Raw genomic sequence first — 17,031 nt, forward strand, 5'->3', positions numbered from 1 at the left:
TAAATTTTTAGAAGTCTTGAGAATAACCGTTAAGGGATAATCGCTTTACAGACGCAAATAACGCCCACCTTGTACACCAATCACGCCCAATAATTCAAGCTCCATCAGTTGCCCAATCAATTCTGGGGGTGCAAGTCCGGTTGCTACCAGTAATGCATCTAAATCCTGACCATGCCAATCCAGCTGCTCATAAACAGCGGTTAGATGGCTAGAAATCGGTAAATGAACAGCCACACTTTGCGGCTGAATATTGATAGGGGTGTCAATATTTGACGTTGTTAACGTCGCTGCTGATTGCTGCGCGTTGTCAACTTTGTATGTACTGCTTTGAGTATTGATAGGATGCGGGGTCAGTTGTAGATGAACATCCGCCAGTACTTGCTCAGGATGATAAATTAACGTTGCACCCTCACGTATCAAGTGATGACAGCCTTCCGCATTACTATTGTCAATATGGCTTGGAATAGCAAAGACTTGCTTGCCTTGTTCAGAGGTCAATCTGGCGGTAATCAATGAGCCGCTTTTGAGTGCCGCTTCAGTGTCTATCGTTGCCAAGCTCAATCCGGCAACCAAGCGATTGCGGCGTGGAAAGGTATGCTTATGCGGCTGAGTGTGCGGCAATAGCTCACTGATGAGACAGCCGCCTTGCTCAATAATTTGCGTAAATAGCTGGTCATGATGATTGGGATAGCAGACATCAATGCCCGTCCCCATAACGCCAATGGTACGCCCTTGAAACTCGGAATCAGCTTGCGCCAACGCCCCAAGATGCGCCCGTTTATCCACGCCCATCGCCAGTCCACTGGTGATGACATAACCCACCTGCGCCAGATATTGCGCCATATCAAAAGTAATTTTTTGCGCATGAGCAGTAGGCTTACGGCTACCAACAATGGCAATTTGCGCTTGCTGTAGCCGCTCGATATTACCACGGCAAAATAAGAGCGGCGGCGGGTCAAATATTTGTAATAACTGTGTCGGAAATTCAGATTGTTCAGCAAATAATAACTGATACTTTCCAGTGCTTAATGCTTGCTCAATGTTATCAATACTTTCAAGGGTTTGCTGTGATTGTTCGTGGCGCTTTAGATGACTGTGATGGATACCTAACTGCTGCCAAGCGCCACTTTTAGCAATCCACGCTTGCTGAGCGCTACCAAAAGCGGTGACCAGTTTGTCATAAGCAGATAATGACGCATTCACCTCATACCACAGCGCCAATACTGCGCGCTGATCATTTGATAAAATCGGTGAGATGGCTGTCATCGTCTTCTGCTCATAGTTTTGTTCTCTTAGCCTTCTACTCATAGACAGTATTTGCCTTGTTAGGCTTCATACTTTTTTATAGGACAGTTGCTTATAAATCACGTGGCGGCAGCAGTTGATCGCCCACATTAAGCGGTAGCTCTGAGCTTAGGACATAAGCATAGCTGATATTATCAAAGGTGTTAAAGACCATCACCATGCCTGCAGGCTCACTTGGCAAGCGTACAGGTGTGTCGTTGTCAATCACGTCACTGACCAACGGACCTTTGCGATACACCGTCAACACATCGCCCGGCTTTGCCCCATGACTACGACCTAAATTCACAGCGACCACACTACCACGCGCAGCAGAGCTGATAGAATCCAGTACCCGTATAATGGTGCCGCCACGACTGACGGTCGCAGGGGTCGGATAAAAGACCGGTGGAATCGAGTTATCTAGCTCGACAAAGACGCGATCTCCTTCACGAACTTCTTTGCCATAACTGTCGGTCAGCTGCAAGCTGGTGACGCCATTACTTTCTACCGCTGTCGCCAGACCAGTCGCCACTTGCGTGACCTCTAAACCAATGACCTGCTGGGTTTTGGGGTCGACATATAATTCGCCTTTACGGTAGATGCCATAACGCTGACCGACGATCAGCGGAACGCCTTTAGCATAAACCTTATCGCCACTGGCGGTAATTAAGTTACGGTTTTTCGAGGCTAAAATGTATGGGGTAGTATTAAAGTCTTTTGGATTAACAATGATAGTCTTATCTAACCAATGCTGAATCGCTGACCACGGAATCGCAGGGATACTATTGGCTGTCGATGTGATCGCAACGGCACCAGCAACCACATTACTGGTCAATTGCTTTTCGACACCCGCGCAGCCTTCACCAGTATCCACACCGATGAGCGTTTTGCCTTTAATCACACATAAAATAAGAATGTCGTTAGGATAAATGAGATTGGGGTTTTTAATTTGCTTGTTGGTCGCCCAAATCTCTTTCCAGCGCCACGGACTATCTAAATAGCGACCTGAGATATCCCATAAGGTATCGCCCTTTTTCACAATATAGCGATTGGGGGCATCTGCCTTAATGGTTGGTGCAGGATTATTAGCATGTGCAGTCGCCATCATCAGCGTACTACTAAAGGCGGTGATTAACAGCGCTTTCGCCATCACGTTTAGGCTTGTTTTCATTTTTATATCCATAATGAGTAAGGGTTAGCGCTGGCGTTGTGGTAATGAGTTATTTATAAAGAATATTGTTATAAACGCATACCGATAACGATATCTGAAGCAGTGCTGCCAGCTGATACTTTTTGAATGTACAAATAGATAAGCAATAGTACAATATTAAACACTATTTTACAAAAGCGTAACCTTTATGCTAGCAATATTTGCTGCTGAACCTTATTTATTTTATTAAAAATCTCACAACTTAATGGTTATACAATAATAAGGGCTTTGTTTCACGTGAAACAAAGCCCTTATTTTTACATCAACAGGATATCTCTAAGCTGGGTTTGCATTAACATACTGACGAATTTGCGCCGCCACCAATTCGGCATCATTATCCAAGATGACCACGTGCTGTGGTAAATCTTCTAAACCTTCAGTGTGTGCAGGACGCGCAATATCGACTTGTCCAATCGCTTCCACAATAGTATCCGCAAATTTCACAGGCAGTGCCGTTTCTGCGCAAATGATGACTTCACCGTCTTGCTGCAATTCTTTAGCGACTTTAATACCATCAGCCGTATGCGGATCGACCAATTCACCATGCTGCTCATACAATGCTTTAATGGTCTGTAAGCGGTCGCTATGCGTAGATTTACCGGCTGCAAAACCATAACGAGTCTGTACCGCTTGCATTAAATCGGCTAAATCAAAACCTTGACCCGATTTTACCCCTTCAAATAGTTCATGAACGCGGGCGCTGTCTTTATCGAGCAGCAAATACACAAAACGCTCAAAGTTAGAGGCTTTGGAGATATCCATAGATGGGCTAGAGGTAATATAAGTTTTGGCAGTCGGACGCGGCTGATACGCGCCTTTATTAAAGAAGTCATTGAGCACGTCATTTTCATTGGTCGCAACGATTAAACGCCCAATTGGCAAACCCATTTCACGGGCAATGTGACCGGCGCAGATGTTACCGAAGTTCCCTGACGGAATGCTAAAGCTGACTTGCTCGTCATTGCTAGTGGTGACGGCAAAATAGGCTTTAAAGTAATAGACAATTTGCGCGAGGATACGCCCCCAATTGATAGAATTCACCGTGCCTAAATCATAAGCCGCTTTAAATTCGGCATCTTGTTGCAAGGCTTTAACGATATCTTGGCAATCATCAAACATACCGTCAATGGCGATATTATGAATATTGGCATCGGTCAAACTGTACATTTGCGCGCGCTGAAATTCGCTCATTTTGCCATGTGGTGACAACATAAAGACTTCAATATTGTCCTTACCGCGCAATGCGTATTCAGCCGCACTGCCCGTATCGCCACTGGTGGCGCCAATGATGGTAATACGCGCGTCTTTTTTCTTCAGCACATATTCAAAGGCATTACCCAAAAATTGCATCGCCACATCTTTAAACGCTAAAGTTGGACCATTGGATAAGCCTAAAATATAGAGGTTATCTTCCAGTTTACGTACCGGAACAATATCAGCACTACCAAATACGTCGGTGGTATAAGTGCGCTCAATAATATCTTGTAGGTCAGCCGCTGGGATATCGGTAGCAAAACGTTGCATAATCGCCATCGCTAGCTTCGGATAACTTAGCGTGCGCCATTCGTCAAGGGTTGCACTGTCAATTTGCGGATAATGCTCAGGCAGCATCAAGCCACCATCAGGCGCAAGCCCCATTAACAACACATCGCTGAAGTCCATTGGCGCCGTTTGACCACGGGTACTGATATATTTCATAGCGTTTCCCTACCTACAATGATTTTATTTTAATGGTTAACTGTGCTTATTAAAGAATATTGATTAAACGGTTTTTTTTAGCAGCGCATAATAAAAACCGTCACCGCTCGCGCTATCTATTGGCAAACATTGGCGACCAACGTCTTGAGCGATACCCCAATTACAGGCTTCAGTAAATTCAATCGCCGTAGCATTGGTATGATGACGTAAAAAGTCCTGCATCTGCTCGACGTTTTCTTGCTTTAATATCGAACAAGTGACGTACAACAAATAGCCGTCAACTTTTAGTTGTGCCCACAGGTTATCTAGAATTTCTGCTTGTAATGACACGGTTTGTTCCACGTCTTCTTCGGCACGTAACAGACTGATATCTGGATGGCGACGAATTACACCAGTGGCGGTACAAGGCGAATCCAATAATATCGCGTCAAATACAGGCGCGTTTTTATCGGCTTGTTGCGGTTTAGATTCACCAATACCTTGCCATCTTGTCGCATCGGCACAGACGATATTAAGATTAATATGCTCAGACTGTGCTAAATGTAGACGCTCTAAATTCTCATGAATGCGCGTAATACGCGGCGCTTCATTGTCAATAGCAGTGAGCTTAACCGTGCGACTGCTAGTCGAATCGCTAGTCTCGTCAGTATCTTGTTGTTTCACATGAAACAATGGCGATTGCTTATCGGTATTTAACAGCTCTAACCAATGCGCAAGCTTGCCACCCGGTGCCGCACACGCATCTAAAATGTGCAGCTCATTGGTGTTCTCTGCATCATTTTTAAGCGCATCAGCATTTACTTTATTAATAAGTGCTTGGTGAATCAAGGGCGCGGCAAGTTGGGCGTGCATATCTTGCACACTGGCAGCGCCTTCTGCGAATGACGGCAAACCAGCAACGGCGGTGCTTTGCTCTAAACGTAACGCTTGAGTGTGTACGCTCGTAGCGGCATTATCAGTTGCATTTGGCAGTTGTAACGCACTGACTAACTCGACCATATCAGCACTAACATCTGCTTCAACTAAGGATTGTTGATAAGCATCGATGGTATTAATCGTGGTGTTGGCGCGTAAAAACATCGGCGCAGGCTGACGCAGCCCTTGAGTCAAGGCTGCATATTCTTCGCTCCAATCTTGCTTTAGCTGATAAGCAAGCCAGTTTGGTAAGCTGTGATTTTTATCACATTTTTTACGGTATTTATGGGTATTTTTAACCACTTTACGTAAAATCGCATTTACTAAACCTGAGGCATGCGCAAATTCGATTTCTTTTACCGCTTCAACCGTTTCATGAATCGCGGCATGGTCAGCAACTTGTAAATATAACAGCTGCGTTAGCCCCACTTGAATGGTAGTACGGACTTCGATCTCATCGATATTATTAACCGCTAACGTATTAAGTAGACGTTCAAGTGCAAACCACTGACGCAAAGTCGTCAATAATAGCGCATGTGCAAAGCCTTTATCGCCTTCATGCAAACTGTTTAATAATGGGTCAAGGACGCTAGACAGCGATTGTCCATTTTGGATAGCAAGCAAGGTACGAATGACGCGCGCTCGTACGCTACCGACCATTTTAAGGTTGCTTGATGGCTTGTTTTTGTTATTTCTAGTGGTGTTAGACGCGCTTGCGTGGTGTCTCATATTACGTAAATTCCTGTGCGCCAAATGACAGCGTCTGCGTTGGGCTTATTGGTTTAAATATTAGTTTGAAGCTTTTGTTTAAATGTTTGTTTGAATCATTAAGTAATATCAGCTGTGAATTGGTCTCCATCATTCAGCTGATTACCGTGACAGATTTGCTCAGCGCTTACGGGTTTGCTACCAGCAAATTGTAGAGTGGTTATCGCTAAGGTACTGGCTTGTAAGTCATTATGACCAACTTTATTATCAACGCCACAAGCCACTAAAATCGCTTTACGCCCGACACTGATAACGGTGCCCGCAGGCTTATCGGTTCGCTGCGTGTCATTGACAGGCAAACTGGCTAAAATCTTAACGCGTTGACCATCTAAAAAAGTATACGCGCCCGGCCACGGCGTTAAGCCGCGAATTTGGCGCTCGATATGAGCCGCAGATTGTGCCCAATCAATTTCACCTTCTGTTTTAATCAGCTTTTCGGCATAATTAGCGGCATTGTCATCTTGCGCAGTGGCTTGTGCTTGATAGTAGGGTAATTCTTGTAGCACCGTGCTAATAGCCGTCGCGCCCAATGCTGCTAGCTTATCATGTAGGCTTGCCGCGCTGTCATCTGACTCAATAGCACAGCTCACTTTATAGAGCATATCACCGGTATCTAGACCTTTATCCATTTGCATAATGGTAATGCCGGTCTCCGCATCGCCGGCTAATAGCGCCCGATGAATAGGCGCTGCACCACGCCAGCGCGGCAATAATGAACCATGAATATTAAGGCAACCATAAGTCGGTATCGTTAACACACCAAGGGGTAAAATAAGCCCATAAGCAGCAACGACCATCACATCAGGCTGATAATTTTGTAAAATCTCTCTAGCCGCAACCCCTTCTTCACTTGATTTTTTAAAGGTCGCGGGTTGCTCAACGGGAATGTCATGTGCCAATGCCCCTTGCTTAACCGCCGATGCGGCTAGCTTTTGCCCACGTCCTGCTTTGCGATCCGGCTGGCTGTAGACCGCAACAATATCGATATTAAGCGCGTCTTGCTGACTGATGAGAGCCTCAAGACTAATAGCAGCAAACTCAGGCGTGCCTGCAAATACCACGCGTAATGGACGCAAGACACTTATAGCAGACGAATTAGTGGGTAAGCTATCGGTTGATATCGTTAAATCAGAAGTCATTGGGGTTATAGCACCATAATAGGTAGTGTTGATAAATTTTTAATATATGAAGGGTTAGCAAGCAACACATTATAGGTAAATTTATGCGCTTATGCCATGTCAGCAATATAGCATAATAAGTAACGCTAATAATGCCTAGCTTTACGCGAATATATTATTTAGACTCACTATCCCTATTTAGACTCATTATTAATAATCGTTATCAAAGATAAGTTCTAACGTTAAGTGTAAACTACATTTTAGCTGATATTCCCAGCCGCAAACCGTGTTACCTTCACAGCTTAGTCATGTTATTCATAAGTTACCTGCAAACGATGCTTAGCTATATTGTTAATATCGTAGTCAATGCTTGTCATAATTAATAGTTGTCATAATTAATGCTGGTCATCAATAATTGTAGTCAATAGATGGTGTATAGATACAGGATCGTGGTCGATGCAACAGTTTCAATCATTAAAACGCATACTTATCTTTTATTCCCTGACATTGCTGATTATGTTGGTCTTATATTATGCCATGATGTTTGTCATACTCAGATCCAATACAGAACAACACAGTCAAACCGTTTTTGAGACCCTAGGACACGAGTTTTCTGAACCTAGTGTCATAACAGACCATGACATTGAAAAATTACTGGCTAGACCTATTTTTCAAAATATCAGCTATCAGTTGATTTTGATGCTGCCCTCTGGTCAAACGTATATCTACAGACATACGCGTCCGAATGAGCGTAAATTTACCACCGTCTCTTTTCCTAATATTAAATCACAAACTGCGGATACCACGAGCACTTATAAGCTGACCAGTAGCAACTTAATGGGCATGTTCAATCTTAAAAATGGACAACGACTCTACATTGTTCTACGCCATCAGCCGCTTCAGGTCAACTTGATATCCTATCAATATTGGCTACCCCTCATGACAGCAATCATGCTGTTTATTACTGCACTGTTATATATGCTAAAGCGCCGTGATAATTGGGAACAACTGCTGCTATACGCGGATAATTTAACCACGAGCACACAAGAGACTTATACCCCACCACCTTTCGATGAAGCAAAAAGCACTATTGAGTTTTTGCGTTTAGGACATACTTTAAGCCGCATCAGCTATCAGTTACACCATAAGCATCGACGTATTAAGACGCTCAGTCACCGCCTTGAACGCTTGGTTGATCATGCCCCACTGCCCATGCTCATGATTATGCGCCAAGGACATATTAGCTTTTTTAATCAGCGTTTTGAGCAACTATTCACCACCGTTTTTCAGCGCGATGTCACCTATATGCTCACCGATTTTGTGACTGGTAGCGACAAGGCCACGCAGCAGCACTTACAGAAAATTGACTCACAGCGAGTTGCCCGTACCTTACTGGTCTATGGCTTAGAAGATAAACAAGCGTATCAGTTACATCTCAGCCCATGGTTCGGTGATCATGGACAAATTCACGGCTTTACCGTCATGTTGAATAACGTCAATGAGCTGGTTGCCCAAAACGCCAACTTAAAACAGCAACAGCAGCAGCAACATCAACAAATTCTAGAGCTGAAGCAACTGAAAGTCGTGATAGGTCACGAGCTGCGCACCCCATTAAATGCCATTATCGGTACGCTTGATTTAATAGAGCCACGCGCTTTATCTGCCAAACAGCAAGAGATACTCTCCACATTAATGCAATCCAGCCACTCAATGCTGGCGATGCTCAACGATATGCTGGATATGGCAAAAATTGAAGCAGGCAAGCTGCAGCTTGTTCAAGAGCCAGTTGATATTTTTAAATTAAGCCAACATGTCACTGATTTAATGGTCGGCAATGCTCGCCATCAAGGTATCGAGCTATTATATTTTTTTATGCCCACTTGCCCACGCTATATCAATACCGATACCAACCGCTTACGTCAAATCATACAAAACCTGCTTGATAATGCAGTGAAATTCACCCCCTCAGGCTATGTGGCACTGACTGTCGAACCTATCAGCGATGAGCGCATACAGTTAATTATCAACGATAGACTAAAAGGTGCAAGCTTTAGTCGGGCTGCAACAGATTCAGCGTCATCTGCCGATAACCAATCGCTTGAGAACGCCACTAACACACAACAGACTTGGTTACACTTTAGGATACAAGATACCGGTATTGGCATTAGTGCAACGGAACAGAGTCAGATATTTGCTTATTTTAATCAAGCCAACGCCCAGATTAGTGAGCAATTCGGTGGCACTGGACTGGGATTAGCCATATCAAGCAGCTTTGTGCAGTTATTGGGTGGTTTTATTCAACTGACGAGTGAAAAAGGTAGCGGCAGCTGCTTTCACTTATATTTACCAATGCACAAGCCGACTTATCAACCGATATACCATTTTCATGACGGCCTCAAGCAGGTTCACCTGATTGCCATCGTCAACCACAGCATTAGCGCCACCTATTTGCAGCGCTTGTGTCAGCAGTTATCTATTCGTGCCACCATCTATAGCACTTTTGATAACGCCGCTGTGCAATCACTTACTGAGCAGCTGGCGCAACACCCTCAAACTTACGCGCCCGTCTTACTAATAGACTATGAATACTATCTTGCAAATACAGAGGGTAAGACGACGAATACGGTTATAAATGAGGAAGTAGCATTACCATCCGTCACATCGATACAGCGCGACCAAACGGCTACTGATGCTGATGCTGATGCTGATAAGGCTACTGAAAACGATGTGCTGCATATTGATTTTTATGACTGGATACAATCCACAAGGTTGCCAAAAATTTTGCTCAGCATGAAGCCTGAACGTAGTATTCCTTCAGCATTGTTGGATCATTTTGATGGTTTTTTAAGCAAACCTTTAGACATCACCCGCTTACTATCCGAGCTTATGCGCCTGACCCAACCGACACTCGAAACTTTAGCCATTGATGATACTGCCAACTCTAGCAACGATAAAGATGTTGATAATAAAAGCAGTGTTAATCGAGGTATTGATAGTCAACATACTAAGGTTAATCAGCATGCAGATAATGAGTTGCCAGCTGAGAAGGAAACGACTGCCAACGATATTGCTAATAATAACGCTAATAAGCCACTTATTTTAGTGGTAGAAGATAATCTGACCAACCAAAAAATTACTTGTAAATTATTAAGCAGACTTGGCTATGATAGCGTAGTCGCAGAAAATGGGCTGCAAGCTTTGGAGAAGTTAAAGCAGCAACGGCAAGCGTTTGCACTGATTCTTATGGACTGCCGCATGCCTGTGATGGATGGTCTGCAAGCGACGCAAGCTATTCGCACGCAAGGCGACAATATCACTATTATCGCGCTGACCGCTAATAATAGTGACGATGACCGCGAGGCTTGCCTTGCCGTCGGCATGGACGAATTTTTAACCAAGCCAATCAATAAAGAGCAGCTACAAGCAGTGTTACAACGATTTATAAACCGTTAATGTCGAATTTTTTAAAGGTCAAAGATTGAAGATTAAACCTTAACTAACAAGCTTTTATTTCATAAAGCCATTATCAGCTAAAAATGCTTCTGTAATTTGGCTTTTCGGGCTTGCCATACTGTCCGCATTCATCGTACCTGTTTGCGTCTTATTTAACAGTCGTTCTAAGTAACGCGCCACAATATCCACTTCAACATTGACCTTATTACCAACCAACCAATACTTAGCAATATTGGTCACTTGCGCGGTATGCGGAATGATATTTAAACAGACAATATTATCACGGACTAAATTGGTGGTCAGACTGATACCATCAAGCGTGATTGAACCTTTGGTCGCCGTATAGTGCGCCAGCTCTTGTGGAATTTCAATTTCAATATATATCGAACGCGCGTCTTGCTGCAATTTGCGCACCACGCCTACGCCGTCGACGTGTCCGGCAACAATATGCCCACCAAAGCGGGTAGTCGGTAGCATCGCCTTTTCTAAATTTACGATATCACCTGTTTTTAGACTTTCTAATGCCGTACGCGCAATAGTTTCACGTGAAACATCGACAGCATAATGGTGACTGCCCAAATCAACGACGGTCAAACATATCCCATTCGACGCAATCGAGTCACCTAATGATACATCACTGAAATCCAAGCTATCAGACTCTATCACCAAGCGAATGTCACCACCAACAGGCTGCATGGCTTTAACTTTACCCACGCTTTCAATAATTCCAGTAAACATCTCAACCTCTTTTTATGATAATTATCGTTTGTGAACCACGCTGTTTAGCTTAACACCACCTGCTTGCAGGCATCATACAATCTATCAATCACTACGATTGATTGTTCTGTTTATATCTACCCATCGAGTGACGGTTATTTATGAATGTATTTTGGATAATAAGTGTTAATTTTCATACTTATTATAAGATATAAAACAATAAGCTGTGGATAAGTCATTGTTAGGTAGACTGATTTACTGTAAAAAGCAGCCTTTTATGAAGTTATCCACAAGATATCGAATAAAAAAATGCAGTAAATATTAATATTTGATCATCATATAAAGCTATGATTAATAAGGTTTTATTTTAAATAGTGCGCACTTTTTATTGAATCTTACGTTTCATGTGAAACACTAAATCGTTAAGTTATACACAGTTCCATGTGAAACCTAATGACAAATATTTAGTTATTCACATTGATTGGAGCACTCAATAAATATGCGGGTAATTCAATAATTATGCACAGACAGTTTGTCTATGCTAAGAAAATTTTAGGTAGGCAGCAAAGTAAGTTTCAAATCAGCACCGATTGTTTCGTGACTATAACAATCAAATCGTAGCTGCTGCGCTAATGATAAAGGATTAAAATCAACCATCGCACGCGCTTGCGACCCGAGTAGGCAAGGCGCTTGATACACAATTAATTCATCGACTAAATTTTGGCTTAAAAAACTACCCGCCACACTAGCGCCCGCCTCTACCAAGACGTCATAACATTGATAATCGTTGACTAAGGTAGTTAGTAGTTCATGCAAATTATCTTCACGCCAATACAGCGTCTTTGCACAGCGGCATAAGTGATAATCAGACTGCACATCATAAGCTAAGCGCGCGCGTCTATCGAGCACCACGACCATAGGATTAGGAATTTTTTCCAATACCACGCCTAATTGATGAGAGCGTACATTTAACTGCGGATTGTCAGTCATCACGGTGGTACTGCCCGTTATGATAGCGCCACTTCTAGCACGCAGTTTTTGTACATCTTCGCGTGAGGCTGGCGAGGTAATCCATTTAGATTCACCTGTCGCCATTGCTGTACGACCGTCTAAACTGGTCGCTATCTTCAGGCGTACATAAGGCAGCTGTGTCCGCATCGCCTTTAAAAAGCCATGATTTAAGGCTTCCGCTTGCGCCGTTAATATATCAACCGTCACCTCAATACCTGCTTGCTCAAGTAAAGCAACCCCGCGTCCTGCTACTTGCGGATTAGGGTCAAGACCAGCGATGACGACGCGCTTAACTCCTGAATTAATTAATGCCAACGCACAAGGCGGTGTTCGTCCAGTATGACTACAAGGCTCAAGCGTCACATAAGCGGTCGCACCAAATGCTTGCGCACCCGCATCTTTGAGGGCAAATACTTCGGCATGCGGCTGTCCTGCTTGTGGATGAAACCCTTGTCCCACTATGTGCTCGTTTTGCACGATTACGCACCCTACCGCCGGATTGGGTCTGGCGGTGTATTGTCCCTGTTTTGCTTGCTCGATAGCGAGCATCATAAAATAGCGATCTTGGGCGGCTTGAGCATGAGTGGAAATAGACATAAGAATCACACTTAATAGAGGAATAGCTGAGTATTAAAAAGCAGATAAAAAGGATAAGAATTATTAAATAGCATTAAAATATATATAAATCTTAAAGAGGTTTATTAAAAAATAACTTTTAAAAAAACAATTGAAATCAAATAATATGCAATTTTAAGGTTAATTTTATTGATTAATAAGTTTAAGGCGTATTTTTATCAATGGGGCGAATATTAGCGATTTCCTGATGAAAAGCATCAATATCTTGGAAGTCGCGATAGACACTGGCAAAGCGCACATAAGCAACGTCATCAAGCGTTTTAAGCTCGCTCATGATAATCTCGCCTAACACTTTGCTACTGATTTCGCGCTCACCCATTTGCCGCACTCGCTTTTCAACACGGCTAATCATCGCCTCTTGCTCGTCAATGGTAATCGGACGCTTTTGCAGCGGTAACTGAATCGAACGCCGTAATTTTTCATTGTCATACGGCTCAATTTTACTGCTGGATTTTATAATCCGCGGCATCACCACTTCGACCATCTCAAAAGTAGTGAAACGCTCTTGGCAACCACTACAGACTCTGCGCCGACGCACTTGTGCGCCTTCAGCAGCAAGGCGCGAGTCAATGACCTTCGTCTCTGAAGCATTACAATAAGGACAATGCATACTCGCCTCCTTTTTTTGTTGATAGATAGTGTGTGTGTTTAATAATAACTCTAATCGTGAGCAGCGTTGAAGCAAGTCATCACTGCTAAAACATCAATACAGACCGTTATTTTGCTTAATGACCTTTATTTCCCAATACAAAAGCTACTAAATATCTTTCCTAATAAATCATCAGCGCTGAAAGCACCCGTAATTTCGCCCAGACTATGCTGTGCTTGGCGTAAACTTTCGGCCACCAATTCTCCTGCTTGAAATACCGTCAACTGTTCATGCGCTTCTGCTAAATAATCCGCGGTACGTCGTAGCGCATCAAGATGGCGCGTACGCGCAATCAAGCTATTTTCAGGCGGATGAAAGCCTACTTTAGCACACAACGCGGCGATTAAATGTTCTATGCCCGCCCCTGTTTCACATGAAACATGTACTTGTTCATAGCCTTGCTGTTCCATAGCCGTTATCGTGCTGCTAGTGAGAGCATTGGTTAATAAATCACTTTTATTGGCAATAATTAACAAGCGTTTAGACGCAGGCAACTCACCGAACAGTTGCTCCGCCAGTTGTAAAGGCGTATCGCCAGAGTCAACATCGCGGGTCACATCATAAACCAACAGCAGCATATCCGCCTGAGCAATGGCGGTACGAGCGCGTGCAATCCCAATCCGCTCTACCGTATCTTCAGTGTCACGCAACCCTGCGGTATCGGTCAAATGCAGCGTTAAACCATTGAGTACCACTGTTTCTTGCAACGTATCACGGGTCGTACCCGCCACATCGGTGACAATGGCGCGCTCTTGACCTGCCAGACGATTAAGGAGGCTAGATTTACCCGCATTGGGTCTACCTGCCAATACCACGTGAATGCCGTCACGCAAGAGCTGACCTTGTTTAGCAGTTGCTAAGACTTGTTGTATTTTTTCTTGCGTTTGTTCGAGCTTATCTTGAATCACACCATCCGATAAGAAATCAACATCTTCCTCTTCCGGAAAATCAATCGCCGCCTCAACATGCAGACGCAAATGAATAAGCTGTTCTAATAGCTGATTAATTTTTTGTGAGAACTCACCGCTCAAGGAACGAATCGCACTACTAGCGGCAGCGGCACTCGTGGCATCAATCGCATCAGCAATAGCTTCAGCTTGCACCAAATCTAACTTATCATTATCAAAAGCACGAAATGAAAACTCACCCGCTGCCGCTTGCTTTGCGCCCAGCTCAAACACCCGCGCCAATAGCTGATTTTGTAAGATGACGCCACCATGACCTTGTAGCTCAATCACATCTTCGCCCGTGAATGAATGCGGTCCTTTAAAATATAATACCAGCCCTTCATCAATCACCGTACCATCCGCTTGATAAAAACGGCAGAAGCTAGCCAATCTTGGCGTAAAAGCGGATTTTCCCGTTAACTGGCAAGCCATCGCATACGCTTTTGGACCTGATAAACGTATGACACCCACCCCACCGCGACCAATTGGCGTGGCAATAGCAGCAATCGTCGTCAATCCAGATGTATTGGACAGCCCAGAGAAACCTAATGAATCAGTTGGCGTTGCAGCCGTTGCGATAGAATCCACATCTACTCTCAATAGCGAAAAACTCCATTATAGACGGCTACGTGCAGACTAACAAAACAATCTTTCGGCTGTCACAAATAACCTTTATTCATGACTTATTACTCTTTTAAGTGTAACCGTCAAACGTGACCCTAATTTTTCCATAAAAAAACCACCGCAAGCGCGATGGTTTTTTATTGATTGAAGCCTATCATTGATGATTAATCAAGAACTTTAACCGTACGTAATTTCTGCTCTTCTTGTACTTTCTTATTGACGATATACTGATGCGTCATACTAAATAAGTTATTCACCGTCCAGTACAACACCAAACCTGCAGGGAAGAACAACATAAATGCGGTAAAGATAATTGGTAAGAATTTCATGACTTTAGCTTGCATAGGATCGGTAGGCTGCGGATTCAGCTGCTGCTGAACGAACATAGAAGCACCCATCAGTAGTGGTAAAATAAACCACGGATCCATCGCTGATAAATCATGTATCCATAATATCCATGGCGCATGACGCAGCTCAATACTTTCAACAAGCACCCAATATAAGGCTAAGAAGATTGGCATTTGTAGCAGGATAGGCAAGCAACCTGCCATCGGATTGACTTTTTCTTCTTTATAAATGCCCATCATTTCTTGCGACATCTTCATCCGATCGTCGCCGTGTTCTTCTTTTAATGCTGCAAGACGCGGTGCAATGGCACGCATCTTCGCCATTGAGTAGTAACTCTTATTAGAGAACCACAACAACGCAATCTTAACCAAAATCGTCAATAGGATAATTGACCAACCCCAGTTACCGATGATTTTATGAATACCATCCAGTACGGCAAATAGCACTTTCGATATTGGCCACAACAGACCGTAATCTACCGTTTTATTGAGACCAACAGCAACATCTTTCAGCTCAGACTGTACTTTTGGTCCTGCATATAGCGTTGCACTCAGCGTTGTTTGCTTATTGGGCGCGACATTGATCGGCTGGCTATTAAAACCAATAAAATAATCGTCGCCAGACTCACGGCTAAAGAATTTGCCAGTAAAATTCTCTGGTGTCCATGCGGATACAAAATAATGCTGCACAATGCCAACCCAGCCTTTATCACTGGTTACAGTCAAAGAGCCATCATTAAACTTACCAAATTTCAGCTTATTATATGGATCATCAGGCGTACCCCAAGCACCACCCAGATAAGTGGCCATGCTCAGCGCCCCTTTATCCGACATACCAGGGTCTTTACTGTTATCGCGCTTTAACTGGGCGAATAACTGACCTTGCCACGGTTGCGTAGAGACGTTTTGGATTTTATAGCTGACATCAATAGGATACTTATTATGAGTAAAGGTAAAGGTCTTAGTAACTGTAACACCGTCTTTTTGATAAGTCAGTGGTACCGATAACGTTTGCTGCCCTTTTTCCATGTTGTAGCTATTGGCAGTATGACTGTATTTAGCTCGACCTTCCGCTGTATCAATACCGTCTTTACCGATAAGACCAGACTGAGCCACATAGACACGATTGCTATCATTTTCTAACAATACAAAAGGCGTATTACTATCGAGCGTCGCATTATATTGCTTAAGAGCAGCATAAACGATGTCGCCGCCAGCTGGATCAATTTTGATATCGTAGCGATCAGTCGTCACTGAGATAAGTCCAGCGTCTTTAGCAACCGCGCCTGCTGCTGTTACTGCCACACCGCTATCAGTTGGAAGCGGATGTACTGGAAGATCACCAGCCGCACCCGTAGTAGACGGAATATCACTGCCTACTGAAGCAACAGTTTCTGGCACTGCATCTACAGCAGGCGCATCAGCATAATCATCTCGCCATGCTAAAATCAGTAGATAAGCGGTGATTAGCATCGCAATGATGATCATCACCCGAAATATCTTTTGCATAAACCTATCCTAGAGTGAAAAATTAGGGCGTGTGTCATAACCGAATGTCGAGGGCAGATATTCTATCTTAGCCACAATGTGAGCAGTCATTGACATAAAATGGTCACCATTTTACTAAAAAACCACCTTAAATGATACCAACAGT

The 17,031-nt window shown here is 43.6% G+C and carries 11 protein-coding genes; 1 reads left to right on the forward strand and 10 read right to left on the reverse strand.

All coding sequences use genetic code 11. The annotated features are described in order from the left end of the window. Nucleotides 1-45: 45 nt before the first annotated feature. From dprA to fmt, 5 genes are all read right to left on the reverse strand, one after another. The gene (gene dprA, locus AOC03_RS06400) at nucleotides 46-1,266 is read right to left on the reverse strand and encodes a DNA-processing protein DprA (protein ID WP_062534322.1); all 1,221 of its coding nucleotides are present in this window, start codon (nucleotides 1,264-1,266) and stop codon (nucleotides 46-48) included. Between the two features lie 91 nt (nucleotides 1,267-1,357). Beyond that, nucleotides 1,358-2,455 (reverse strand): LysM peptidoglycan-binding domain-containing protein, encoded by a 1,098-nt coding sequence (locus tag AOC03_RS06405; protein ID WP_204247897.1) that lies wholly within the window; start codon nucleotides 2,453-2,455, stop codon nucleotides 1,358-1,360. A 315-nt stretch (nucleotides 2,456-2,770) separates the two neighbouring features. Beyond that, nucleotides 2,771-4,192, reverse strand: coding sequence for a threonine synthase (thrC, locus tag AOC03_RS06410; protein ID WP_062534326.1), 1,422 nt, complete (start codon nucleotides 4,190-4,192; stop codon nucleotides 2,771-2,773). A gap of 63 nt (nucleotides 4,193-4,255) precedes the next feature. After that, nucleotides 4,256-5,836 (reverse strand): transcription antitermination factor NusB, encoded by a 1,581-nt coding sequence (locus AOC03_RS06415; RefSeq protein ID WP_062534328.1) that lies wholly within the window; start codon nucleotides 5,834-5,836, stop codon nucleotides 4,256-4,258. A gap of 98 nt (nucleotides 5,837-5,934) precedes the next feature. Beyond that, nucleotides 5,935-7,014, reverse strand: a complete 1,080-nt coding sequence (gene fmt / locus AOC03_RS06420) for a methionyl-tRNA formyltransferase (protein ID WP_084785792.1) — start codon at nucleotides 7,012-7,014, stop codon at nucleotides 5,935-5,937. A gap of 435 nt (nucleotides 7,015-7,449) precedes the next feature. Between fmt and AOC03_RS06425 the strand changes: the two genes are divergently transcribed. Then, nucleotides 7,450-10,446 (forward strand): hybrid sensor histidine kinase/response regulator, encoded by a 2,997-nt coding sequence (locus tag AOC03_RS06425; RefSeq protein WP_062534330.1) that lies wholly within the window; start codon nucleotides 7,450-7,452, stop codon nucleotides 10,444-10,446. Nucleotides 10,447-10,500: 54 nt separating this feature from the next. Here the strand turns inward: AOC03_RS06425 and AOC03_RS06430 are convergent, their stop codons facing one another. The 5 genes from AOC03_RS06430 to yidC all read right to left on the reverse strand — a co-directional run bounded on the left by AOC03_RS06430 (nucleotide 10,501) and on the right by yidC (nucleotide 16,886). Beyond that, on the reverse strand, nucleotides 10,501-11,184 hold the full coding sequence (locus tag AOC03_RS06430) for a riboflavin synthase (RefSeq protein WP_062534332.1): 684 nt from the start codon (nucleotides 11,182-11,184) through the stop codon (nucleotides 10,501-10,503). A gap of 531 nt (nucleotides 11,185-11,715) precedes the next feature. Further along, nucleotides 11,716-12,771 carry a bifunctional diaminohydroxyphosphoribosylaminopyrimidine deaminase/5-amino-6-(5-phosphoribosylamino)uracil reductase RibD gene (ribD, locus tag AOC03_RS06435; protein ID WP_062534334.1) on the reverse strand — a complete coding sequence of 352 codons (1,056 nt, stop codon included), beginning with the start codon at nucleotides 12,769-12,771 and terminating at the stop codon, nucleotides 11,716-11,718. Nucleotides 12,772-12,952: 181 nt separating this feature from the next. Next, nucleotides 12,953-13,420, reverse strand: a complete 468-nt coding sequence (nrdR, locus tag AOC03_RS06440) for a transcriptional regulator NrdR (protein WP_062534335.1) — start codon at nucleotides 13,418-13,420, stop codon at nucleotides 12,953-12,955. Between the two features lie 125 nt (nucleotides 13,421-13,545). Continuing rightward, the gene (mnmE, locus tag AOC03_RS06445) at nucleotides 13,546-14,940 is read right to left on the reverse strand and encodes a tRNA uridine-5-carboxymethylaminomethyl(34) synthesis GTPase MnmE (RefSeq protein WP_062536562.1); all 1,395 of its coding nucleotides are present in this window, start codon (nucleotides 14,938-14,940) and stop codon (nucleotides 13,546-13,548) included. 254 nt (nucleotides 14,941-15,194) lie between these two features. Continuing rightward, a complete protein-coding gene (yidC, locus tag AOC03_RS06450) occupies nucleotides 15,195-16,886 on the reverse strand; it encodes a membrane protein insertase YidC (RefSeq protein ID WP_062534338.1) in 1,692 nt (563 codons plus the stop codon). Nucleotides 16,887-17,031: the final 145 nt, after the last annotated feature.

Origin of the sequence: Psychrobacter urativorans (assembly GCF_001298525.1) — a bacterium.
Lineage (GTDB): Bacteria > Pseudomonadota > Gammaproteobacteria > Pseudomonadales > Moraxellaceae > Psychrobacter > Psychrobacter urativorans_A.